The 21,859-nt window shown below is 62.8% G+C and carries 21 protein-coding genes, 1 tRNA gene and 1 pseudogene; 18 read left to right on the top strand and 5 right to left on the bottom strand.

Going from position 1 to position 21,859, the window contains the following annotated elements; all coding sequences use genetic code 11:
• The first annotated feature begins 11 nt into the window (after positions 1-11).
• From BPNPMPFG_RS19180 to BPNPMPFG_RS19165, 4 genes are all read left to right on the top strand, one after another.
• Entirely contained in the window at positions 12-284 is a 273-nt protein-coding gene (locus BPNPMPFG_RS19180) for a DUF4164 domain-containing protein (protein ID WP_006200774.1), read from the top strand.
• A 20-nt stretch (positions 285-304) separates the two neighbouring features.
• Entirely contained in the window at positions 305-670 is a 366-nt protein-coding gene (locus BPNPMPFG_RS19175; protein ID WP_258590270.1) for a cell division protein ZapA, read from the top strand.
• A 336-nt stretch (positions 671-1,006) separates the two neighbouring features.
• On the top strand, positions 1,007-1,666 hold the full coding sequence (locus BPNPMPFG_RS19170) for a peroxiredoxin (RefSeq protein WP_258590269.1): 660 nt from the start codon (positions 1,007-1,009) through the stop codon (positions 1,664-1,666).
• 144 nt (positions 1,667-1,810) lie between these two features.
• Positions 1,811-2,683 carry an MBL fold metallo-hydrolase gene (locus tag BPNPMPFG_RS19165; RefSeq protein WP_258590268.1) on the top strand — a complete coding sequence of 291 codons (873 nt, stop codon included), beginning with the start codon at positions 1,811-1,813 and terminating at the stop codon, positions 2,681-2,683.
• A gap of 337 nt (positions 2,684-3,020) precedes the next feature.
• On the opposite strand, the gene rpoH is transcribed toward BPNPMPFG_RS19165, so the two are convergent.
• Together rpoH and BPNPMPFG_RS19155 are read right to left on the bottom strand one after the other, a co-directional pair.
• Positions 3,021-3,932: an RNA polymerase sigma factor RpoH gene (gene rpoH / locus BPNPMPFG_RS19160; RefSeq protein ID WP_091578635.1), complete on the bottom strand. Its 912-nt coding sequence runs from the start codon at positions 3,930-3,932 to the stop codon at positions 3,021-3,023.
• A 212-nt stretch (positions 3,933-4,144) separates the two neighbouring features.
• Complete coding sequence (locus tag BPNPMPFG_RS19155; RefSeq protein ID WP_258590267.1) at positions 4,145-5,200, bottom strand: RluA family pseudouridine synthase; 1,056 nt, start codon at positions 5,198-5,200, stop codon at positions 4,145-4,147.
• Positions 5,201-5,226: 26 nt separating this feature from the next.
• Between BPNPMPFG_RS19155 and BPNPMPFG_RS19150 the strand changes: the two genes are divergently transcribed.
• The 5 genes and pseudogenes from BPNPMPFG_RS19150 to tolA all read left to right on the top strand — a co-directional run bounded on the left by BPNPMPFG_RS19150 (position 5,227) and on the right by tolA (position 7,274).
• Entirely contained in the window at positions 5,227-5,610 is a 384-nt protein-coding gene (locus BPNPMPFG_RS19150; RefSeq protein ID WP_258590266.1) for a fimbrial protein, read from the top strand.
• Positions 5,607-6,014 carry a VOC family protein gene (locus BPNPMPFG_RS19145; protein ID WP_258590265.1) on the top strand — a complete coding sequence of 136 codons (408 nt, stop codon included), beginning with the start codon at positions 5,607-5,609 and terminating at the stop codon, positions 6,012-6,014. The genes BPNPMPFG_RS19150 and BPNPMPFG_RS19145 overlap by 4 nt, the downstream gene beginning before the upstream one ends.
• A 90-nt stretch (positions 6,015-6,104) precedes the next feature.
• Positions 6,105-6,179, top strand: a tRNA-Glu gene (locus tag BPNPMPFG_RS19140).
• Between the two features lie 38 nt (positions 6,180-6,217).
• A complete protein-coding gene (locus BPNPMPFG_RS19135; RefSeq protein ID WP_258590264.1) occupies positions 6,218-6,583 on the top strand; it encodes a hypothetical protein in 366 nt (121 codons plus the stop codon).
• A gap of 323 nt (positions 6,584-6,906) precedes the next feature.
• Positions 6,907-7,274 (top strand): annotated as a pseudogene (gene tolA, locus BPNPMPFG_RS19130) (cell envelope integrity protein TolA).
• A gap of 142 nt (positions 7,275-7,416) precedes the next feature.
• On the opposite strand, the gene BPNPMPFG_RS19125 reads toward tolA, so the two are convergent.
• Positions 7,417-7,632: a hypothetical protein gene (locus BPNPMPFG_RS19125; protein WP_258590263.1), complete on the bottom strand. Its 216-nt coding sequence runs from the start codon at positions 7,630-7,632 to the stop codon at positions 7,417-7,419.
• A gap of 332 nt (positions 7,633-7,964) precedes the next feature.
• Here BPNPMPFG_RS19125 and BPNPMPFG_RS19120 point away from each other — a divergent pair, with 332 nt between their 5' ends.
• The gene (locus BPNPMPFG_RS19120; RefSeq protein ID WP_258590262.1) at positions 7,965-8,831 is read left to right on the top strand and encodes a DUF2865 domain-containing protein; all 867 of its coding nucleotides are present in this window, start codon (positions 7,965-7,967) and stop codon (positions 8,829-8,831) included.
• 70 nt (positions 8,832-8,901) lie between these two features.
• Entirely contained in the window at positions 8,902-9,138 is a 237-nt protein-coding gene (locus tag BPNPMPFG_RS19115) for a hypothetical protein (RefSeq protein ID WP_258590261.1), read from the top strand.
• Positions 9,139-9,214: 76 nt separating this feature from the next.
• Here BPNPMPFG_RS19115 and BPNPMPFG_RS19110 read toward each other — a convergent pair whose 3' ends face one another.
• Positions 9,215-9,559, bottom strand: a complete 345-nt coding sequence (locus BPNPMPFG_RS19110; RefSeq protein WP_258590260.1) for a hypothetical protein — start codon at positions 9,557-9,559, stop codon at positions 9,215-9,217.
• 188 nt (positions 9,560-9,747) lie between these two features.
• Between BPNPMPFG_RS19110 and BPNPMPFG_RS19105 the strand changes: the two genes are divergently transcribed.
• The 7 genes from BPNPMPFG_RS19105 to phoB all read left to right on the top strand — a co-directional run bounded on the left by BPNPMPFG_RS19105 (position 9,748) and on the right by phoB (position 20,105).
• Positions 9,748-14,307: a PAS domain-containing protein gene (locus tag BPNPMPFG_RS19105; protein ID WP_258590259.1), complete on the top strand. Its 4,560-nt coding sequence runs from the start codon at positions 9,748-9,750 to the stop codon at positions 14,305-14,307.
• Between the two features lie 593 nt (positions 14,308-14,900).
• A complete protein-coding gene (gene pstS / locus BPNPMPFG_RS19100) occupies positions 14,901-15,956 on the top strand; it encodes a phosphate ABC transporter substrate-binding protein PstS (protein WP_258590258.1) in 1,056 nt (351 codons plus the stop codon).
• A 67-nt stretch (positions 15,957-16,023) separates the two neighbouring features.
• The gene (pstC, locus tag BPNPMPFG_RS19095) at positions 16,024-17,007 is read left to right on the top strand and encodes a phosphate ABC transporter permease subunit PstC (protein WP_258590257.1); all 984 of its coding nucleotides are present in this window, start codon (positions 16,024-16,026) and stop codon (positions 17,005-17,007) included.
• 3 nt (positions 17,008-17,010) lie between these two features.
• Positions 17,011-17,862, top strand: coding sequence for a phosphate ABC transporter permease PstA (gene pstA, locus BPNPMPFG_RS19090; RefSeq protein WP_258590256.1), 852 nt, complete (start codon positions 17,011-17,013; stop codon positions 17,860-17,862).
• Positions 17,859-18,662 carry a phosphate ABC transporter ATP-binding protein PstB gene (gene pstB / locus BPNPMPFG_RS19085; RefSeq protein ID WP_126070813.1) on the top strand — a complete coding sequence of 268 codons (804 nt, stop codon included), beginning with the start codon at positions 17,859-17,861 and terminating at the stop codon, positions 18,660-18,662. The genes pstA and pstB overlap by 4 nt, the downstream gene beginning before the upstream one ends.
• A gap of 26 nt (positions 18,663-18,688) precedes the next feature.
• Positions 18,689-19,396: a phosphate signaling complex protein PhoU gene (gene phoU / locus BPNPMPFG_RS19080; RefSeq protein WP_258590255.1), complete on the top strand. Its 708-nt coding sequence runs from the start codon at positions 18,689-18,691 to the stop codon at positions 19,394-19,396.
• 19 nt (positions 19,397-19,415) lie between these two features.
• Positions 19,416-20,105 (top strand): phosphate regulon transcriptional regulator PhoB, encoded by a 690-nt coding sequence (phoB, locus tag BPNPMPFG_RS19075; protein ID WP_010911896.1) that lies wholly within the window; start codon positions 19,416-19,418, stop codon positions 20,103-20,105.
• A 168-nt stretch (positions 20,106-20,273) separates the two neighbouring features.
• Here the strand turns inward: phoB and BPNPMPFG_RS19070 are convergent, their stop codons facing one another.
• A complete protein-coding gene (locus BPNPMPFG_RS19070; RefSeq protein WP_258590254.1) occupies positions 20,274-21,521 on the bottom strand; it encodes an ROK family protein in 1,248 nt (415 codons plus the stop codon).
• Positions 21,522-21,859: the final 338 nt, after the last annotated feature.

The following is a 21,859-nucleotide window of genomic DNA, read 5'->3' as shown; positions in this document are numbered from 1 at the left end:
AGGACGAAGCCATGACCGGGGAAACCACACTCAAGGAAGTCATCGCCCGGCTGGGTAAGGCCATCGAAGGGCTGGAAAATGCCGTTGCGGCCAAGCTCGAGCACGAGCGCGATTACTCGGAAGCAGAGGCCGAGGTGCAGCGGATGAACGCCGACCGCTCCCGGCTGGCGCAGGAACTCGACAATTCCGAAGCGCGCGCCGAGCGTCTGGAAGACGCCAACAAGGAAGTGTCGCGACGGCTGGTGACCGCCATGGAAACCATCCGCGCCGTGTTGGACAGATAGGGGCTGGACAAGGTAGGCCAATGGCACAGGTCACGGTTTCCATTGACGGCAAGCAGTATCGGATGGCCTGCGACGAAGGCCAGGAAGAGCATCTGATCGACCTTGCCGAACGCTTCGACCGCTATGTCTTGCATCTGAAGGACTCCTTTGGCGAGATCGGCGACCAGCGGCTGACCGTGATGGCCGGCATCATGGTGATGGACGAACTTTCCGAGCTGCAGAAGCGCGTCAAGGGCATGGAGAGCGAAGTGGTAACCTTGCGCAAGACGCGCGACGATGCGCTGACCAAGGCCGACAAGAGCGACAACATGCTGACCGACGCGCTTGGCGGGCTGGCACAGCGTATGGAAGATCTGGCAACCACGCTGGTGGTCAGCAAGGCCTGATGCATGTCGCCCAAAAGTGTGCAGCGGTTTTGGGACAACGACATGCATAAAACAAAAAACTTAAAGCGCGTCGACTTAAAGCGCGTCGACTGAATCCGTTTCAACGCGACGCGCTTTAAGGCGCGGAGCCTCAAGCTCAAAAGCTCTCATGCGTTAGCAGTGCCCTCGGCAGCACAAAAATGCTCGTTCTGCCGCCGACAAGAGTTTCATATTATCTCGCGGTCGCGATTTTTGCGCTAAGGTGCAGCTGTGCCGGAGCGTGGTGCCATGGCGGCGGCATGATTTGCCGCCCGCTGCCCTCTCTGCTGGCGAGATTTGTTACAGGGGAACTATGCCATGAGCGTTCGTATCAACGACATCGCGCCGGACTTCACCGCCGAGACCACGCAAGGAACCATCAAGTTCCATGACTGGATCGGCGACGGCTGGGCGATCCTGTTCAGCCACCCGAAGAACTTTACCCCGGTCTGCACCACCGAGCTTGGCACGATGGCCGGGCTGGAAGGCGAATTCAAGAAGCGCAACGTCAAGATCATCGGCATTTCGGTCGATCCGGTCGAAAGCCACGGCAAATGGCAGGACGACATCAAGACGGCGACCGGCCATTCGGTGAACTATCCGCTGATCGGCGACAAGGACCTCAAGGTCGCCAAGCTCTATGACATGCTGCCGGGCGGCGCCGGCGAGACGTCCGAGGGCCGCACCCCCGCCGACAACGCCACGGTGCGCTCGGTCTACGTCATCGGACCGGACAAGAAGATCAAGCTGGTGCTCACCTATCCGATGACCACGGGCCGCAACTTCGACGAGATCCTGCGCGCGGTCGACTCCATGCAGCTGACCGCCAAGCACCAGGTGGCGACGCCGGCGAACTGGAAGCAGGGCGAGGACGTCATCATCACCGCCGCCGTTTCCAACGAGGATGCGATCAAGCGCTTTGGCGCCTATGAGACCATCCTGCCCTATCTCAGGAAGACCAAGCAGCCATCGGCCTGAGCGGGGCTTCGGAACGGTTTTTGCCTTTCTTGCCCTTGTAGGGCAAGGGATACTTGACTGAGGCATCCAGGTGGACAACCATGCTCCTCTCGCGCGCCGGCGGAGAAAATAATTCCTGCCGGCTAGGGGTTGAGGAAGCCGAACTTGGACGCAGCTTTGGCCAGGCCGCAGGTCAGCGGCTTCTACGACAAGCCGACGGGGGCCATCCAGTATGTCGTCGCCGACCAGGCGACGAAGCGATGCGCCATCATCGATCCGATCCTCGACTTCGACGAGAAGTCCGGCGCGACAGCGGCGAAGAATGCCGATGCCTTGCTCGACTTCATCAGCGAGCGCGGGCTGAGCGTCGAGTGGATCCTCGACACCCATCCGCACGCCGATCATTTCTCGGCTGCACACTATTTGAAGCAGAGGACCGGGGCGCCCACCGCCATCGGCGACAGGATCGTCGAGGTCCAGACCCTGTGGAAGGCGATCTACAACTGGCCGGATTTTCCCGCCGACGGCTCGCAGTGGGACAGGCTGTTTGGGGAAGGCGAAACCTTCCGGGTCGGGACCATGCCGGTCAAGGTGCTGTTCTCACCCGGGCACACGCTGGCCTCGATCACCTATGTGATCGGCGATGCCGCCTTCGTCCACGATACGCTGTTCATGCCCGACAGCGGCACGGCCAGGACGGACTTTCCCGGCGGCAGTGCCGCGCGTCTCTGGCACTCGATCCAGGACATTCTGGCGCTGCCTGGCGAGACGCGCGTTTTCGTCGGCCACGACTATCAGGCCGGCGGCCGCGAGCCGTTGTGGGAAAGCACGGTCGCGGCGCAGAAGGCTGGCAATATCCACCTCGTTGCCGCGCGCAACGAGGCCGATTTCGCCGCCTTGCGCGAGGCTCGCGACAGGACACTGCCGATGCCGAGGCTGATCCTGCATGCGCTGCAGGTCAACATGAATGGCGGACGGCTACCGGAACCGGAAGCCAATGGCCGCCGGTATCTGAAGTTTCCGCTGGATGGGCTTTGAGGAAACTGTCGATATCAGCCTCAAGGGGGCAATCGCCTATGGCAGCGCCAGCCCCCACTCCGTCTCGGCTTTGCCGAGCCACCTCTCCCCCACTTTGTGAGGGAGAGGAAACCCAAGCTTCTCGAAGCTGCAACCTCGGGGATTGGCGTTTCCTCTCCCCCATCATGGGGGAGAGGTGGCTCGGCGAAGCCGAGACGGAGTGGGGGAGCGCCATAGGCGATTGTCCTGATCTGATTGGATGTCACCCCTTTCACCAAACCGCCGGCGCAACCGTTAAACACAAAAAATGGCGGCGTCAGTTTCCTGACGCCGCCTTTGTGTTCTGCCGAAGCTGGCTTTACGCCGCCGGCTGCGCCTCGATGGTGCGCAGCGCCTGGGTCTGGCGCTTGGCGGCGGCCTTGACCGCGTCCTGCACCTTCTCGAAGGCGCGCACCTCGATCTGGCGCACGCGCTCGCGGCTGATGTCGAACTCGGCCGACAGCTCTTCCAGGGTCAGCGGCTCCTCGGCGAGGCGACGGGCCTCGAAGATGCGCCGCTCGCGCTCGTTGAGGACGGCAAGAGCGCCCGACAGCATGCCGCGCCGGTTTTCCAGCTCGTCCTGCTCGATCAGCATGTCTTCCTGGCTTTCGTGGTCGTCGACCAGCCAGTCCTGCCATTCGCCGGACTCGCCTTCGCTCGCCCGGATCGGGGCGTTGAGCGAGGCGTCGCCCGACAGGCGGCGGTTCATCGACACCACTTCGGCTTCGGAAACGTTGAGCCTCGTGGCGATCTCGGTGATCTGATCGGGCTTGAGGTCGCCGTCGTCGAGCGCCTGGATCTTGCCCTTCACCTTGCGCAGGTTGAAGAACAGACGCTTCTGGTTGGCGGTCGTGCCCATCTTGACCAGGCTCCACGAGCGCAGGATGTACTCCTGGATCGAGGCCTTGATCCACCACATGGCATAGGTGGCGAGGCGGAAGCCGCGCTCCGGTTCGAATTTCTTGACGGCCTGCATCAGGCCGACATTGCCTTCCGAGATCACCTCGCCGATCGGCAGGCCGTAGCCGCGATAGCCCATGGCGATCTTGGCGACGAGCCGAAGGTGGCTGGTGACGAGCTTGTGCGCGGCCGTGGTGTCCTCATGCTCGGCATAACGCTTGGCGAGCATGTACTCTTCCTGCGGCTGCAGCATGGGAAAGCGACGGATTTCTTCCAGGTAGCGGCTGAGGCCGCCTTCGCCGGAAACGATACTGGGTAATGACTGGGCCATGATAGCGCCCCCTCTCTATTGGAGTGATGCCCCCGAAACGCGGCGGGCATGTGACGCGAGCACCAAAAGGCTCGCCCGCGACATCGATTGTTATACAGGAACAAAACCAGAAAAGACAGGCGTTTGTTCAACACGAAACAGTGTGTCACGCTGAAGTGAACAATGCCAGTCAGGTTTTTTGATGGCCAGTTTGAAGCCTGTTGGTGATCGGTTCAGAGCTTGCGAAAGCCGCCGACGAGTTCCTCCATGTCCCCCGGCAACGGCGCCTCGAACCTCATCGCTAGATGGGTAGTGGGGTGTCGAAATGCAAGGAGCCAGGCATGCAAAGCTTGGCGGGAAAATGCCTTGACCTGGCTTTTCAGCGGCTCGGGCAGCCGGTTGGCCTTGGTGCGGAAGGCCTGGCCGTAATCGGGGTCGCCAATCACCGGATGGCCGATATGCGCCATGTGGACGCGGATCTGGTGGGTGCGGCCGGTCTCGAGCCGGCATTCGACCAGGCTTGCGTTGGCGAACTCCTCCTGGTTCTCGCCGAAGCGTTCCCGCAACGCAAAGTGGGTGACGGCATGGCGGGCGTCGTCGCGCCCTTCCGGCACCACGGCGCGGCGCACGCGGTCGGCGGCGCGGCCGAGCGGCGCGTCGACCTTTCCCGTCGGCCGCTGCGGTATGCCCCAGACCAAAGCCAGATAGGCGCGTTCGAGGTCGCCGGTCAGGCCGTGATCGGCAAAGGCTTCGGACAGCGACTTGTGAGCGCGGTCGGTCTTGGCGACCACCATGACGCCGCTGGTCTCCTTGTCGAGGCGGTGGACGATGCCCGGCCGGCGCACGCCGCCAATGCCGGAAAGGCTGTCGCCGCAATGATGGATCAGCGCGTTGACCAGCGTGCCGGTCCAGTTGCCGGCGCCGGGATGCACGACAAGCCCTGCCGGCTTGTTGATGACGATCAGGTCGTCGTCCTCATAAAGCACATCAAGCGCGATGTTCTCGCCCTGTGGCTCCGCCGGCTCCGGCTCCGGCATGGCCAGCGACACGCTTTCGCCTGCCGTCATCTTGCGTTTGGTTTCGTTCACGGGCTTGCCGTCGATGCTTACCGCGCCCTGCCTGATCAGCATCTGCACACGGCTGCGCGACATGTCGGGGCCAAGGCTCGCCGCCAGCCACTGGTCGAGGCGCTGACCGGCGGCATCCGCGCCCGCCACCAGAACGGTGGGTGCTGCCGCTATGAATTGATCCCCTATCAATTCAGGGACCTCTTCGCTATGAGCGCTCATTGAAAACCCGTTCCGGAATGTTTGCCATGGCCCGGCCTGTTGCCGACGAAGATGAAGAAAAGCCGCTCGACCCCGAGGTCGAAAAGGTGCGCAGGAAACTCGTCCGGTTCATCGTGATCAATCTCGGCCTGCTGTTTCTCGCCCTTATGGTGGTGATCGGCGCCCTTGTCTACAAAGCGCGCAACGCGCCGCCGGCGAACCCGCCGCTGTCCGGCGACATCCAGGTGCCCGCCGGCGAGCCGATCAGCGGCGACATCGTGCTGCCGGTCGGCGCCAAGGTGGTCAGCCAGTCGCTGTCCGGCAACCTCGTCTCGATCGACGCCGAGCTTGCCGATGGCAGCCGCACGATCTTCATCTACGATATAGCCGAGCGCCGCCTGATCGGCCGTTTTGCAATTCGCAACAAATGAGCGGATTTGCCGAACACCGTCGCGTGGCGACTGTTGCTCTGGTGGTCGCCAGTTATGACGAGGCGATTGCCTGGTACGTCGAGCGGCTCGGCTTCCTGCTCATCGAGGATGTCGATCTCGGCGGCGGCAAGCGCTGGGTCACGGTCGCGCCGGCCAACGGGCAAGGCGCCAGGCTGCTTCTGGCCGAAGCGTCCGACGAGGCCCAAGGCAAAAGCATCGGCAACCAGACCGGCGGCCGGGTCTTCCTGTTCCTCGAGACCGACGATTTTGCCCGCGACCATGCGACGATGCTGGAAAAGGGCGTCGAATTCCGTGAGGCGCCGCGCTTCGAGCCCTATGGCACGGTTGCGGTTTTCGCCGATCTGCACGGCAATCTCTGGGACCTGATCGAGCCGAAACGGTAGCCCCGGGGCCGCCTTTCTCTCTATGCGGTAAACCGGTCGAACCCCAGTTGCTTTTTCCCAGCCGTCAGCCTATATCGCCGGTTCTTGAACGCGCCCATCGTCTAGCGGTCAGGACACCGCCCTCTCACGGCGGGAACAGGGGTTCGATTCCCCTTGGGCGTACCAAGGAATTCTTTTCAGATCTTCGGCTTGCGCGGCATGGCATGTTGCAGCAAGTTGACTGCATGAAACAACAGTCGCGCTATTTCGCCTTGGCCCTCGTGGTCTCCGCCGCTCTGTTCGCACAGTGCGGCCCGTCCTTTTCCAAGGACAGGAAGATCACCGGCACAATTCGCGGCTTCGAATGCGGCGACAATTGTTATCTGACCATTGTCGACCGCAAAAAGACCGAGCAAGTCGGCCTGTGTGCCGCACCCGTGTGCGAAAGCTGGAACGAGCAAACCGTAATGCCGTCCCGCTACAAGGGAAAACGCGTGACGGTCATGGTCGGGCAAGGACAGCAGGTGGACGACAGCGGAAACGTGATGGGAGAGATGATGTCCTTCACGAAAATCAGATTTCTCGACTAGCGCGCTGTGATTGCGTGCTCGTTAAGGTTTCGTTTACCAATAGCCTATCTACTGGAGCCAATTCGCTTTCGGCGCGCGACCACGGATGTACTGGCGCTCAATGTCGAGGTGAAAGGAAAGGTCGGCGCAATGCCGGCCTTTTTGCTTTTTCGCGCTGTCGCCGAGACAGAGTGAGGCTGCGATCAGGCCGTGCAATCATCCCTGGAACCGGCTTCCGGCATCAACTTTTTGCGGCGTGATATTGTCATCGCCGGCTTTGGCCCTACCATCCATTTCGGCAGTCCGGCAGGGATTGTCGGTCAGGAACAAGACGAGGGTTGGCGATGAAAAGCGTTGCGAGGCTGGTTGCGATTGCGGGCGTCATGCTGGCCAGCGCCATTCACCCTTCAAATGCCGCTGAACTCAAAACCATGGACGATGTCGGTGCCGCGATCCAGGCATGCTGGACGCCGCCGGCGGATGTCGGAACCGCCAGCGTCACCTTGAGCTTCAGCTTCAAGCGTGACGGTACGCTGATCGGCCCACCGAGGCCGACAGCCATCAAGGTGAACGGCGATGCCAAGGCAAAGAAATCATTTGTCGACGCCGCGACCACGGCCTTGCGGAATTGTCTGCCCTGACCCTCTCGCCGAAGCTGGCGCAAGGGATCGCCGGCAACGTCTTCACGTTGCAATTCGCCTCGCCCAAGTAGACCGAGCCGCCCTACCACGGCGGCGCATGGCCCTGGCGCTCGTCCCATCCCGATGGAGTCGGGATGGGGCTCCATCTTGTTGTTTGGGTATGATCTTTTCCGAAAACCGGTTCCCACTTTTCGGGATCATGCCCGAGCTGGCTCAGTGGTGGCTGCGCCTTGCCTCGGCATGCCGCGCAAGGTCAGGCGTCTCGAAAACATAGTCGTTCCAGGCCGATTCCGGGACATGGCCAGCCAGATAGCATTCCAGCAACAGGCTTTGCTCGGCGTTGAGGGGCCTTGGCGCGCGTTCGTGATCCAGCCCAAGCGAGTGAAACAGGTTCCTTGTCAGGTCCGAGACCGTGAAATGGATCGACATCTGTGTTCTCCTTTGGCTTTCAACGCCGAAGGTCGGGGAAAGGTTTCAAAAGCGGCGGCCGGTAACGGGGGATTGATCGCGATCCATTGCGCCGCAAGCCCCGCTGGCCTTCGGCATGGCGCATCGCTTTGCAGTTCGTCTCAATCTTGAAATAAAAATGTAATATCGAATTCACAGCCGGCGATCTATTACCTCAGGGAGCCGCTCTCCATGAGATGAAAAGCTTTGTCGGATTAGGAAATACTCATTTAGCCAAATCTTACAGAAGTCGAGAGATGGTTTCCGGCAACAAGGACAAAGTCGTCCCGATGACTCGCTCCTGGTCTCTCCCAATGATCGCGCTGATATCGATGGCGACGATTTTGCTGGGCACGCTTTCGTCCCATGCGGACAGCTGCGGCGCGATCCGAAGCCAGTTGCTTTCCGCCGGCCGCGGCGGTGGGGCCAGCCCGGAGCTTGCCCAGCTGCGCCGACAACTTGCCGCCATCCAGAACATCGAGAGACAGCGCCAGTGTTCTGCGAAAAGTTCGCTCGGTGGCCTCTTCAACGCTTGCGCCGACCTTGCCAGGAGCCGCACGGATGTGCTGCGCCGGATCGCTATCGCGGCGAATTCGGGTGGCGATACTTCTGGCCTGCAGGCGCGCTTCGTTGCGCTTGGCTGCGCGTCTTCGAGGGAGCGGTCGCGCGCCAGCTCCCAATCGGCAGGGGCAGCGCTCGGCGGCAATGCGATGCTGTTTTGCGTACGCCGGTCGGACGGGTACTTCTTCCCGGCGCCAAAGTCGCAATTCGCCGGAGGCGACGACCTGAAGGACACGGCCGATCAGTGCCGTTACATCTGCGATGACCCCGGCGTCGACCTCTATACGCTGAGCGACGCCAGCCTCGAGACCGACAACATGGTCGCGCTCGATACGCGCAAGCCCTATACCGATCTGCCGGCTGCCTTCAAATACCGCGATGACGCGAGTTTCAAGGCGTGCGACGTCAAGCGCTATTATCAGCGGGTCACCGAGCTGCGGGCCAGGACGGTGACGCCCACCGACATGAGCAACGCCATCATTCCGCTGCCGATGCCAAAGCCCGATCTCGGCACCGTTGCGGCCGTTGCCGAAACCCCGGGCGCCGCCCAGCACCAGTCGGTCGAGGCCAGCAAGCGGCAGGTGCGGGTGGTCGGCCCCGCCTTCTTCCCGGCCGATTGACCATAGCGAGATGGTCTGGAACAGAGGGGCGCTCGCGGCGTTGTGATCGACATCAGCCAGGAGAAACGCCATGGCCACGTTCAGGGAAATGAGGGTGCTGGAGATCGTCGAAGACGGCTCCCTGAGCACCGAACAGAAAATCGCTGGACTGCGCGAGATCGAATCCGAGGCGCGCGGGCTGCAGCGGGCTGCGTCGGAGAGCTCGATGGGCGACGATGACGGCTGGCAGGACGATCTGCGCCAAGTGCGTCTTGCGCTCGACAAGCTCGGTGCGAAAGAGCCCAAAAAGGGTGCTGCCTCGCTGTAAGGCAGACGTGACGCGCTTTAAGTCTTTGTTTTTGCATGTCGTTGCCCCAAACCCGGCCAGTTCTGGGCGACCCGCTTTAATCGCAGACCATGCGAGCTCTCTTGCCGGGCTCGCTGACATTTCTGCATGTCAGCTGCTTCGCCGGTCCTGACAGGGAGGGCGGTGTCGAGACTCTCGTCCTGTGTCGTCTTGGCGCGGCATGCGTCACCCTGCGCTCGGAAAATCGCCGCGGCTCCTGCGGCGCCACCGGAAAGGCGCCGTCCTCGACCGGCCCGTATTCGACACGCGGTGGTGGCCGATCCCAGAAACGCCGGACATCGAGCGGCCTCGGGATAACGACGGTACCGTCATAGCTGCGCGAACAGCCGCTGCCGAAAAGCAGCGTCAATCCCATGAAAAAAGGCAAGATCCGTCCAAACATCCGCAATATCCCTTGGGACCTATATAGCGGCTACGATCCCGCCGACAACCCGGCGCAATGGCGCAGGCCGCGTCGGACGATATATCTAGCCGGCCGTTAAGGTTAGCGGATCGTTAATGCTTCTCGGGCACATTCCGCCGACGAACCGCGGAGGAGGGTTCGACCTTGGTTTTCGGGGTGGGGGCGGCATGGCGGAAGCGGACGAAACAATCGGCGCGCGCGGCAAGCGCGGGCCTCGCAGATCGACAGCGCATGGCGACGGTGCATCATCGTGCGCCGCCGACATGGATTCGACCGATACGCTTCGCCAACTGGTCGAAGCCGGTTCGGACTGGATCTGGGAGACCGACGCCGAGCTGCGATTCTCCTGGCTTTCGCAAAGCTACCAGGCAGCCACCGGCATCGATCCGGCAAACGTGCTTGGCCGGTTCCGTTTCGATTTCCTCAACCAGGTTCTTAACGGCGACCGCAGTGGCGCCGCGCATCTGGAGGATCTGCAGGCACACCGGCCGTTTCGCGACTTCGTCTATGAACTGAAGGGCGGCAGTGCCGATTGCCGCTGGATCTTAACCACCGGCTTTCCAAGGTTCGATGGCGAGGGAAGATTCGCCGGCTATCGCGGCATCGGTCGCAACGTCACGGCGCTGGCAAGCGCCTTCGAAACCCCGGAGCAGAGACCATCGGCTGGCGGTGAATCCGCCCAGTATCTTGCCGACCTCGAGCGGACGATGGACGCCATGCACATGGGCGTCGTGCTTCTCGACGCCAAGCTCGAAACACTGATCGTCAACAAGGCCTATCGCGACCTCTCGAGGATTCCGGACGGCGCCGTGACCGTCGGTGCTCCGTTCAGCCTGTTGATGGAACTCAACCGCCGCAACGGCATCTATGGCGACATCGACGAGCGGCAATGGCAGCGCTACCTCGCCGTCCGCATCGAAGAGATTCGCGCCGGCTCCCTTGCGCCACGCGAGTTTCGCCATGCCGACGGCCGGACGATGATGTTCTCGGTGACCGCGTTGTCCGGGGGCAAGCGGCTGTTGACCTACTATGAGGTCACCGAGCTCAAGCGTCGCGATGCCGAGATCGAGACCGCCAACGCCAGGACCGCCGAGACCTTCGCCAACCTCCGCACCATGGTCGATTCGATGCCGATCGGCGTTGTCGTCGTCGACGAGGAATTGCGCACGGAAATCATCAACAGCGCCTTCTACGATTTCTGGGAGGTCGATGCGCGGCGTGCCGGCGTCGGCTGCGCGTTCCGCGACCTGATGGAAGCCAGCCGCGACATCGACCCCTTTGGTTCGGACGACGCTGCATGGCAGCGCCATGTCGCTGAGCGCGAGGCCGAAATCAGGTCAGGGGTGACCGGGTCGCGGCAGCTGCCGCGCACCGATGGCCGCACGCTCATCTGCTCGACGGCGAGGCTGGCCGGCGGCAAGCGGCTGATCTCCTATGTCGACGTCACCGACATGAAAGACCGCGAGGCCGAACTTGCCGAGGCGCTGGAGAAAGCGCGGCTGGCGGAAGCGGTCATCAACGCCGTCAAGGACCCGATCTTCGTCAAGGACGATCATTTGCGCTTCGTCTTCGTCAACGAGGCGTTCGCCGCCTTGTTTGGCCAGACGCCGCAAGCCATGCTCGGCAAGCCCGGCGGCGATTTCCTCTCGCAGAGCGATGTCGCTCTTTTCGAGCAGAGCGAACGGGACGTGCTTGCCAGCGGGCGCGCTTACGAAGTGGAGGAAAATTTCGAGGCCGATGGCGCCAGCCGCTCGCGCATCGTCAGGAAGAGCCGCGTCGGCATGGCCAGCGGCCGCAACTATGTCGCCGGTTTCCTGTTCGACATTTCCGACATGAAGCGCCGCGAGACCGAGGCCGAGGATGCGCGCAAGCATCTCGCCAGCGTGCTGGAATCCTTGCCGGCTGCCGTGGTCATCTACGATCGCGACGACAAGTTCATCTTCGCCAACCGCAAGATCCAGGATACGCTGCCGGCCCTGAGGCCGGTATGGCAGCCCGGCCGTACATTGCGCGAGGCGCTCTCGCTTGGCCATTCGAATGGCTATTTCCGCTCAAGCGGCGATCCGCAAGTCGACACACTCTACGACAGCGACCCCGAGCGCTGGCTGGACGCCATCCTCGCCCGCTACCGCTTGCCCAACTCCTCCTTCGAGCGTCACAATCCCGACGGCCGCTGGTATCAGGTCTACGACATGCGGACCGACGATGGCACGTTCATCGGCGTTCGCGTCGACATCTCCGAAATCAAGAGCCGCGAGGCGGCGCTGCGCGACTCGATGCGCCAGATCGACCTGTTCCGGCACGTGCTGGACGAACTGCCGGTGGCCGCCTTCATCAAGGCGCAGGACCTGAGCATCGAGTTCGTCAACAAGGCCTGGTGCGCGATGACGGGCCTCGCCAAGGAGGATGTGCTGGGCTGTACCGACCGCCAGCTGTTCGGTGCGCAGGACGCCGACAGCTACAGCCACGACGACACCGAGGTCGCCGTGACCGGCGCAGTCAAGGAGGTCGAGGAACCCGTCACCCATCGCGACGGCACGGTACGGCAGTTGATGACGCGCAAGAGCCGCCTGGTGGCGCTGGACGGATCGGTGCATCTGGTCGGTTCGAGCACCGACATCACCGACGTCAAGGCGCGCGAGCGCGCGCTGGAAGAGAGCATGCGCGAGAACGAGGTGTTCCGCAGCCTGATCGACAACGTGCCGGTGTCGATCTACGCCAAGCGCTCCGACCTCAGGCAGTTCTACGTCAACAAGGGCTGGTGCGATCTCACCGGCTTCAGCAAGGAAGAGGCGATCGGCAAGACCGACATCGAGATCTTCGGACCGGAAGGCGAGGCCTTCGTCGACAGCGACCTTGCTGTACTGCGCACTGGTGAAACCCAGGAGGTCGAAGAGACCGTGACGGCCGCCGACGGCAGCGTGCGGCATCAGTTTGCCCGCAAGGGGGCGATGATCGCCTCGGATGGGTCGCTCTACCTGATCGGCTCGACCACCGACATCACCGAGCTGAAGACGCGCGAGGGCGAGCTGCGCGAGGCGCGGCAGCGCGCGGTGCTTGCCGACCGCGCCAAGTCGGAATTCCTCGCCAATATGAGCCACGAGATCCGCACGCCGATGAACGGCGTGCTCGGCATGGCCGAACTGCTGGCCAAATCGGACCTCCACCCGAAACAGAAGACGTTTACCGACATCATCGTGAAATCGGGCAATGCGCTGCTCACGATCATCAACGACATCCTCGACTTCTCCAAGATCGACGCGGGTCAGCTGGTGCTTGATCCGACGCCCTTCAACCTTGCCGAGGCGATCGAGGATGTGGCGACGCTGGTGTCGACACGCGCCAAGGAAAAGGACCTCGAGCTCATCGTGCGCATCGAGCCTCGTCTCGAGAGCCTGTTTCTCGGCGATGTCGGCCGCATCAGGCAGATCGTCACCAACCTGCTCGGCAACGCGGTGAAATTCACCGATGAAGGCCATGTGCTCGTCGACGTCACCGGCGAAAGGGTGCCGACCGGAACGAAACTGACGATCTCGGTCACCGATACCGGCATCGGTATCCCCGAGGAAAAACTGAAACTGGTGTTTGAAAAATTCAGCCAGGTCGACACTTCGTCGACAAGGCGGCACGAGGGAACCGGCCTCGGCCTTGCCATCACCTCACGGCTCGTAGAGCTGATGGGCGGCGACATCGGCGTCGAGAGCGCCGAGGGCAAGGGCTCGACCTTCTGGTTCTCGATCACGCTGCCGAGGGCCGGGCAGCAGAATGGACAACGCATCATGCCCGTCGACGTGACCGGCGCGCGCGTGCTGATCGTCGACGACAACGCCGTCAACCGGGCCATCCTGACCGAGCAGATGACATCGTGGACATTCGATTCCTGCGCGGCCGAAAGCGGCGCCGAGGGTCTCAAGGTGCTGATCGCCGCCGCCGCCTACGGCGTGCCGGTCGATTGCGTCGTGCTCGACTACCAGATGCCGGCCATGAGCGGCGCCGAGATGGCCCGGATCGTGCGCAACACCGCCGGCCTTGCCGGCACGCCGATCATCATGCTGACCTCGGTCGACCAATCACTCGCCAACACCAGCTATCGCGATCTCGGCATCGATGCCCAGCTGATCAAGCCGGCGCGGTCATCGGTGCTGCTGGAAACGCTCGTCGCCACCATCCAGCGGCATCGCCACAACATGACCGACGTCCAGCCACTCGCGGCCGACGCCCCTGCAAGCAGCGTTGCGCGGCCACAGCCGCCGGCGCCGTCGGAACAACGGGCACTGCTGCAGCCGCCTTCGGTTCGCCCCCGGCTACCCGCGACGGGCGGCGGCGACAGGCTGGATATCCTGGTGGCCGAGGACAATGAGGTGAACCAGATGGTCTTCACCCAGATTCTCGGCGAGACCGGTTATGGTTTCGAGATCGTCGGCAATGGCCGCAAGGCGCTCGACGCCTTCGGCCGGCTCAATCCGTGCATGATCCTGATGGATGTCTCGATGCCGGAGATGAACGGGTTGGAGGCGACCGCCGCCATTCGCCGGCTGGAGGAGGAAACCGGCACGCATGTGCCGATCGTCGGCGTCACCGCGCATGCGCTGAAGGGCGATCGCGAACGCTGCCTGGAGGCCGGCATGGACGACTATCTGCCCAAGCCGATCAGCCCCAGGGCCTTGCTCGAGAAGGTCGAGCGCTGGGTCGGCGCCAGCCGCCAGGCTCAGCGCAACGCCGGATAAAAGCCGGCGCCGCATCCGGTAATGCATGTCGTCCAAAAGTGGCCCGGTTTTGGGGCGACGACATGCATAAAAACAAAGACTTAAAGCGCGGCGCCCGAATCCGTTCGACGCGACGCGCTCTGGGATTCGCGACCCCTGCTGCCGCAAGACTATGGCGCGATCGCACCATATCAAAGGCGGCGTCCAGCCGAGACAATGGCCACATTCGAATTCCGCTTTTCCAGTTACGGGCGGGAGCAGCGACCGCCGGCATGAGACAGCGTCACCCTACCCCAACGGACCTGTTTTCGGCGATGGCCCGGCCATAACATCTGGCCGAGAGCAACGCGCTCCCGCCCGGATTTTCTTTGTCGAAGCGCCGATCCCGAAACGCTAGGCCGGTCTCGGTCTGAAACAGCGCAAGTGCCTGATTCCCGGAGTAAAGCCGGGCTCCGTCGCGAGCGCTGGCCGGCCGGTGTTTTCCTCGCCCCGGCGACGCGTTACCGGGGTGACATGAAACTGTCATGCGACTGTAATAATCGAAGGCTATTGGCCTCAGCGGGCGCCGAGAGGAATGGCGCCGAGAGACCATCTTCCGAACAGGAGCAGGCCACATGAGACATTTCATCCGCTCGGCGGCCGTTGCGATCGCAATGGCTACAGCGTCTACCTTCACCCTTTCCGCGGCAATGGCAGCTGATCTTTCCGGCGCCGGCTCGACCTTCATCTATCCGGTGTTCGCCAAATGGGCCGACACCTACAAGAAAGACACCGGCATCGGCCTCAACTACCAGTCGATCGGTTCGGGCGGCGGCATCAAGCAGGTCATCGCCAAGACCGTGACCTTCGGCGCCACCGACAAGCCGATGTCCGACGCGGACCTGGAAAAGAACGGCCTCGTGCAGTTCCCGATGGTGATGGGCGGCATCGTGCCGATCGTCAACCTGACCGGCGTCAAGCCGGGCGAACTTATCCTCGATGGCAAGACGATCGCGCAGATCTACCTCGGCGCCATCACCACCTGGGACGACGCCGCGATCAAGGCGCTGAACCCGACCCTGACCCTGCCGTCGACGGCAATCGCCGTCGTGCATCGCTCGGACGGCTCGGGCACGACCTTCAACTTCACCGACTATCTGGTCAAGCTGTCCCCCGACTGGAAGAGCAAGGTCGGTTCGGACACGGCGGTCGAATGGCCGGTCGGCGTGGGCGCCAAGGGCAGCGAAGGCGTTGCCAACACCGTCAAGCAGACCGACGGCGGCATCGGCTATGTCGAGTATGCCTACGCCAAGCAGAACAAGCTGTCCTACTCGAAGATGTTGAACGCCGCCGGCAAGGTCGTCGAGCCGTCGCTCGAATCCTTCGGCGCGGCTGCTTCGAATGCCGATTTCAAGGGCGCGAAGAACTTCAACGTCATCATCACCAACGAACCCGGCGATGCCACTTGGCCGATCGCTGCTTCGACCTGGGTGCTGATCCACAAGACCCCCGATGATGCCGCCGCGACCGGCGAAGCGCTGAAGTTCTTTGCCTGGGCCTACAAGGACGGCAAGGAAACCGCCAAGGCGCTCGACTACGTCTCGATCCCCGACAGCGTCGTCGACCTGATCAAGGCTTCGTGGAAGGCCGACATCCAGGCCGGCGGCAAGCCCGTCTACGCCGGCGAATAACATCCTTTGAAGGAGCGCCGCGCCGCGGCGCTCCTTTTCTCCCCAAACACAAAGAGCCGAGCTTCACATGAGCGCTGTCCAGGAAGCCTTGCCAGCCATTCGAGGTTCGCGCGACGCGACTGTCAGACGGTTCGCGCTGACCGACTCGATCTTCCATGGGATGACCCGTGCCGCCGCCATATTGGTGCTGGTCCTGCTCGGCGGTGTTGCGATCTCGCTGTTTGCCGGCTCCTGGCAAGCCCTGTCGACCTTCGGCTTCTCCTTCCTGACCAGCGAAAGCTGGAATCCGGTGACGGAGAAATTCGGCGCATTGGCGCCGATCTATGGCACCATCATCACCTCCGCCATCGCCATCCTGATTGCCGTGCCGCTCGGCATCGGCATCGCCATCTTTCTCACCGAGCTTTGCCCGCGCCCGCTGCGGCGCCCGATCGGCATGGCGGTGGAGCTGCTTGCCGGCATCCCCTCGATCATCTACGGCATCTGGGGCCTGTTCGTGCTGGCGCCGTTCCTGCAGACGACCGTACAGCCCTTCATCATCGGCGCGTTCCACGGCATTCCCGGCCTCAACAGCCTGTTTGCCGGGCCGCCTTACGGCATCGGCCTTTTGACGTCGTCGCTGATCCTTGCCATCATGGTGCTGCCGTTCATCACCTCGATCACCAAGGACGTCTTCGACACGGTGCCGCCGGTGCTGAAGGAATCGGCTTACGGCATTGGCTGCACGACCTGGGAAGTGACCCGCCGCGTGGTCATTCCCTACACAAGGATCGGCATCATGGGCGGCGTCATGCTCGGGCTCGGCCGCGCGCTCGGCGAAACCATGGCGGTGACCTTCGTCATCGGCAACGCGCATCGCATCTCAACCTCGCTGTTCGCGCCGGCAACGACGATCTCCGCGACCATCGCCAATGAATTCACCGAAGCCGTCGGCGATCTCTACACATCCTCGCTGGTGGCGCTCGGCCTGATCCTGTTCGTCATCACCTTCCTGATCCTCGCCATCGCACGCTATATGCTGATGCGCATTGACGCCCGCACGGGAGCCTGACCGATGTCGACCGCCACATCGCTTCATCAGAGCCGCAAGAGAAAGAACGCCGTGATGATGACGCTGTGCGTCACTGCGGCGGGCATCGGACTTGCCTGGCTGGCGCTGATCCTCGGCGCGCTGGTCTACAAGGGCACCGCCGGCCTGTCGCTTGACGTGTTCACGCAGATGACGCCGCCGCCCGGCGACGCCGGCGGCCTGCTCAACGCCATCTATGGCAGCGTGGTGATGACGGTCATCGCCGTCATCGTCGGCACGCCGATCGGCGTGCTGGCCGGCACCTACATGGCCGAGTACGGCCGCTTTTCGAAGCTCACCACCGTGGTGCGCTTCATCAACGACATCCTGCTGTCGGCGCCGTCGATCATCATCGGCCTGTTCGTCTACGAGCTGCTGGTGCGGCCGATGGGGCATTTCTCGGCACTTGCAGGTTCTGTCGCGCTGGCCATCCTGGTCATCCCGGTCGTCGTGCGCACCACCGAAGACATGCTCAACCTGGTGCCGAACGCGTTGCGCGAAGCCGGCACCGCGATCGGCGCGCCGCGCTGGGTTGTCATCAAGTCGGTCGCCTACCGCGCCGCCCTTTCCGGCATCGTCACCGGCATATTGCTGTCGATCGCCCGTATCTCCGGCGAGACGGCACCGCTGCTCTTCACGGCGCTCAACAACCAGTTCTGGTCGAGCAATCTCAACGCGCCGATGGCCAGCCTGCCCGTGACGATCTTCCAGTTCGCTCTCAGCCCTTACGAGGAATGGCAGCAACTGGCCTGGACCGGTGCACTCATCATCACATTGACGGTTCTCGCGCTCAGCATCGTTGCTCGCAGCCTGACCGGACGCAGAGAGGACAAATGAGCCAGATGTTGTCTCCAGACATGACGATCGCCGCCGAGGCAACCGCCAAGGCCAAGATCGAGGTGAAGAACCTCAACTTCTACTACGGCCAGAGCAAAGCGCTGAAGGACATCACGCTGTCCTTGCCCGAGCGCAGCGTCACGGCCTTCATCGGGCCTTCGGGCTGCGGAAAATCGACGCTGCTGCGCGTCTTCAACCGCATCTACGAGCTCTATCCAAAGCAGACCGCCGAGGGTCAGGTGCTGCTCGACGGCCAGAACGTTCTCGACCGCTCGCAGGATCTCAACCTGCTGCGGACCAAGATCGGCATGGTGTTCCAGAAGCCGACGCCGTTCCCGATGTCGATCTACGAAAACATCGCTTTCGGCGTCAGGCTCTATGAGAAGCTGAGCAAGTCCGAGATGGACGGCCGTGTCGAGCAGGCGCTGAAGCGCGCGGCACTGTGGACCGAGGTCAAGGACAAGCTGAATGCCAGCGGCCTCAGCCTTTCGGGCGGCCAGCAGCAGAGGCTTTGCATCGCCCGCACCGTGGCGGTGAAGCCGGAAGTCATCCTGCTCGACGAGCCCGCCTCGGCGCTCGATCCGCTGTCGACGGCCAAGATCGAAGAGCTGATCGACGAGTTGCAAGCCGACTACACGATCGTCATCGTCACCCACAACATGCAGCAGGCGGCGCGCGTGTCGAAGCAGACCGCTTTCATGTATCTGGGCGAGCTGGTCGAGTTCGACCGCACCGAGAAGATCTTCACGTCGCCCCGCGAGAAGCGCACGCAGGACTACATCACCGGCCGCTTCGGCTGAGCTCAGGCATACGAGGGACTAGGATCATGGGCGAACACACAGTCGCTTCTTTCGACGAGGATCTCGGACAGATCAGCAAGCTGATCAGCGACATGGGCGATCTCGCCGGCTCGATGGTCGGTGGTGCCACCAAGGCGCTGCTGAATTCCGACAACGCACTGGCACAGCGCGTCGTCTCCGACGACGCCATCATGGACGCGCGCCAGCGCGAGCTTGACGACCGCGCCATCACGCTGATCGCCAAGCGTCAACCGATGGCCGACGATCTGCGCCATGTCGTCGGTTCGATCCGCATGGCCGGTGATCTCGAACGCATCGGCGACCTTGCCAAGAACATCGCCAAGCGCGTCGGCACCGTCGGCCTCAGCGTCACGCCGCGCGACCTGTCGCACTCCATCGACGCAATGGCGCAGCTGGTGCTGATCCAGGTGCAGGGCGTCATCGAGGAATATGCGGCGCGCGACGCCGAAGCCCTGGCGAAACTGCGCGCCGACGACGAGCGCATCGACGTCAAATACACCTCCGTGTTCCGCGAACTCTTGACCTACATGATGGAAGACCCGCGCAACATCACCGCCTGCACGCATCTTTTATTCTGCGCCAAGAACCTCGAGCGCATCGGCGATCACGTCACCAATATCGCGGAAAATGCGTATTATGTTTTGACCGGCACGCAACTGCCCGCCAATCGCCCGAAGCAGGACGAGACGGCGATGTCCGTGCCGGCAGCATGACGACAGGGGTGACCAGTCGATGATCGCGCCACGCATCATGGTGGTGGAGGACGAGGAGCCGCTAGGCGTGCTGCTCCGCTACAATCTGGAGTCCGAGGGCTACCAGGTCGAGGTGGTGACGCGCGGCGACGAAGCCGAGATCCGGCTGCAGGAGAACGTCCCCGACCTTCTGGTGCTCGACTGGATGGTGCCGGCGGTTTCCGGCATCGAACTCTGTCGCCGGCTAAGGATGCGTCCGGAGACCGAGCGGCTGCCGATCATCATGCTGACCGCGCGCGGCGAGGAGAGCGATCGTGTGCGCGGCCTCTCGACCGGCGCCGACGATTATCTGGTCAAGCCGTTCTCGACACCGGAGTTCATGGCCAGGGTCAAGGCTCTGCTGCGCCGCGCCAAGCCGGAAGTGCTGTCCAGCGTGCTCAAGGTCGGCGACATCGTGCTCGATCGTGAATCGCACCGGGTCTATCGCAAGAAGAGCGAGATCCGGCTCGGACCGACCGAATTCCGCCTGCTCGAATTCATGATGCGCCATCCCGGCCGCGTGTTTTCGCGCAGCCAGCTGCTCGACAATGTCTGGGGCGAGACGATCTATATCGACGAGCGCACCGTGGACGTGCATGTCGGCCGGCTGCGCAAGGCGGTCAACAATGGCCGCATGCCCGATGTCATCCGAACCATCCGTGGGGCCGGCTACGCGATCCGCGAAGATTAGGGATGCGCTGATATTCAGGTGATGCCGGCCTGCGAATGGCGGTTTCCTGCGCTTCCGGTACTCATGGACCCAAATGTCCACTCTGTTCCGGTTCTCGGAATCCACCATTCTCGGCGCGGCCTGACCTGAATCTCAGCACATCCCAACGTCCGCGCTCTACGCGCAAATTCAGGCGACGTTCTTGCCGACGAGGCCGGATTTTGTCTGCGCGCCAGGTGCGAAAATCTCCTGGTCGACGAAGGTCAACGCCCGCATGGCGCAGCCTTCTCGGATCAGCGGCAGTTCGTTCGGCTCGGTGTCGAAGGAAATCGATTTCGAGTGCTGGCCGCCGGCGGTCTGGGCAATCGCCTCACGCAGTGCCGGCTCGATCAGGTCGAAGGCGGCGGCACTGACGCCGACCATGGCGACGGGCGCCGGATCGATCAGCGCGAACAGACTGCCGAGACCGAAGCCGAGCGCCTCGCCCGCCTTGCGATAGGCCTCGCGCTCGGGCCCGTCCCGTTCGCGGGCCGAGGTTGCCAAGGCCCGCATGTCGGCGTCGCTGACATCGGCGACCGGCTCTGCATCCTCGCTCATCTGTTTTGCGTTGCGCCAGATGGCATAGTTGCCGGCATAGGCCTCGACGCAGCCGCGCCGTCCGCAGCGGCACAGCGCGCCGTTCGGCCGATGGATCATGTGGCCGAACTCGCCGCCGGAGGAATGGGTGCCGGTGAACAGCTCGCCCTTCAGCACCAGGCCCATGCCGATGCCGTGCGACAGCAGGATGGCGATGAAGTCGTCGCGGTAGCGCTGGGGATCGCGCCAGCGCAGCGCCACCGCCATCATGTTGCAGTCGTTCTCCATGGTGGCGGGGATACCGAACTCGTCTTCGAGTATGTCGGCGAAGGCGACATCGGTGTGCGGCGTGATCGGCGACCACAGCATGGCGCGGGCATGGGTATCGGTAATGCCCTGGATAGCCAGCGCGATGCGGGCGACATTGCGGACGTCGAGATCGGGGTCCTCGAGGCGGCGCCGCACGATGGCGACGCATTCGCCGATCAGCGCCTCGCGCGACATGGTCAGCGTGTCCAGCCTGCGCTGTTCCTCGGCGATCACCTGGCCGGCATAGTCGATAACGGCGACCGAAAGAAAATTCAGCGACAGCACCACGGTCATCACCGCCGCCGCTTCCGGATTGAGGCTGAGGCCGACCTGCGGCCGGCCGCGTTTGAGCGAGCCGGCTTCGCTCGGCTTGCTTTCAGCCAGGATGCCTTCGCCGATCAGGTCGGCGGAGATCGCCGATATGGTCGAGTGGCTGAGCCCGGTGGTCGCCGCGATTTCCGTGCGTGACGGTTGTCCGGCCCGGCGCACGGCCGCAATCACCATCGCCCGGTTGCGGCGGCGCAGATCGTCGTGGCGGATTCCGACCGACATGCTCTTTTACATCCTCCCGGTCGCTGCGGCCTTTCGTGCCCCCCGAAGGCCGTCAGCGAAACCCGAAGCGCGACGCACTTCAGGCCCTTGTTTGCGCGCCTGTCGTCGTCCCAAAACTGCTGCGCACCTTTGGACGACTTGCGCCAGCCAAATTCTGGCAGAAGCCTACCATCCTGTCATTATTTATTCCGGAGCTCGAAAAAAATTCGCGAGCACATCAGAATCCATCAGAATCGATGTTGACAGCGTTCCGGTGTTGGATCAGTGTTTTTTCGAGGCTCGAAAAAATAGAGCCTCTGTGCCGGCCTTCGGGCCAGTTTGGTCGCGCCATACGCGGC

The organism is Mesorhizobium sp. AR07 (genome assembly GCF_024746815.1).
Classification (GTDB): domain Bacteria; phylum Pseudomonadota; class Alphaproteobacteria; order Rhizobiales; family Rhizobiaceae; genus Mesorhizobium.
This window is presented reverse-complemented; position numbering and strand designations above follow the sequence as displayed.

Coding starts and splice junctions, on each gene's coding strand:
- BPNPMPFG_RS19135 (WP_258590264.1), top strand. CDS start 6,218: ATGTTGCAGCAAGTTGACTGCATGAAACAACAGTCGCGCTATTTCGCC.
- BPNPMPFG_RS19105 (WP_258590259.1), top strand. CDS start 9,748: ATGGCGGAAGCGGACGAAACAATCGGCGCGCGCGGCAAGCGCGGGCCT.
- rpoH (WP_091578635.1), bottom strand. CDS start 3,932: ATGGCCCAGTCATTACCCAGTATCGTTTCCGGCGAAGGCGGCCTCAGC.
- BPNPMPFG_RS19175 (WP_258590270.1), top strand. CDS start 305: ATGGCACAGGTCACGGTTTCCATTGACGGCAAGCAGTATCGGATGGCC.
- BPNPMPFG_RS19145 (WP_258590265.1), top strand. CDS start 5,607: ATGAGCGGATTTGCCGAACACCGTCGCGTGGCGACTGTTGCTCTGGTG.
- BPNPMPFG_RS19120 (WP_258590262.1), top strand. CDS start 7,965: ATGATCGCGCTGATATCGATGGCGACGATTTTGCTGGGCACGCTTTCG.
- phoB (WP_010911896.1), top strand. CDS start 19,416: ATGATCGCGCCACGCATCATGGTGGTGGAGGACGAGGAGCCGCTAGGC.
- BPNPMPFG_RS19110 (WP_258590260.1), bottom strand. CDS start 9,559: ATGTTTGGACGGATCTTGCCTTTTTTCATGGGATTGACGCTGCTTTTC.
- pstB (WP_126070813.1), top strand. CDS start 17,859: ATGAGCCAGATGTTGTCTCCAGACATGACGATCGCCGCCGAGGCAACC.
- BPNPMPFG_RS19180 (WP_006200774.1), top strand. CDS start 12: ATGACCGGGGAAACCACACTCAAGGAAGTCATCGCCCGGCTGGGTAAG.
- BPNPMPFG_RS19125 (WP_258590263.1), bottom strand. CDS start 7,632: ATGTCGATCCATTTCACGGTCTCGGACCTGACAAGGAACCTGTTTCAC.
- pstS (WP_258590258.1), top strand. CDS start 14,901: ATGAGACATTTCATCCGCTCGGCGGCCGTTGCGATCGCAATGGCTACA.
- BPNPMPFG_RS19170 (WP_258590269.1), top strand. CDS start 1,007: ATGAGCGTTCGTATCAACGACATCGCGCCGGACTTCACCGCCGAGACC.
- BPNPMPFG_RS19150 (WP_258590266.1), top strand. CDS start 5,227: ATGGCCCGGCCTGTTGCCGACGAAGATGAAGAAAAGCCGCTCGACCCC.
- phoU (WP_258590255.1), top strand. CDS start 18,689: ATGGGCGAACACACAGTCGCTTCTTTCGACGAGGATCTCGGACAGATC.
- BPNPMPFG_RS19155 (WP_258590267.1), bottom strand. CDS start 5,200: ATGAGCGCTCATAGCGAAGAGGTCCCTGAATTGATAGGGGATCAATTC.
- BPNPMPFG_RS19070 (WP_258590254.1), bottom strand. CDS start 21,521: ATGTCGGTCGGAATCCGCCACGACGATCTGCGCCGCCGCAACCGGGCG.
- pstC (WP_258590257.1), top strand. CDS start 16,024: ATGAGCGCTGTCCAGGAAGCCTTGCCAGCCATTCGAGGTTCGCGCGAC.
- pstA (WP_258590256.1), top strand. CDS start 17,011: ATGTCGACCGCCACATCGCTTCATCAGAGCCGCAAGAGAAAGAACGCC.
- BPNPMPFG_RS19115 (WP_258590261.1), top strand. CDS start 8,902: ATGGCCACGTTCAGGGAAATGAGGGTGCTGGAGATCGTCGAAGACGGC.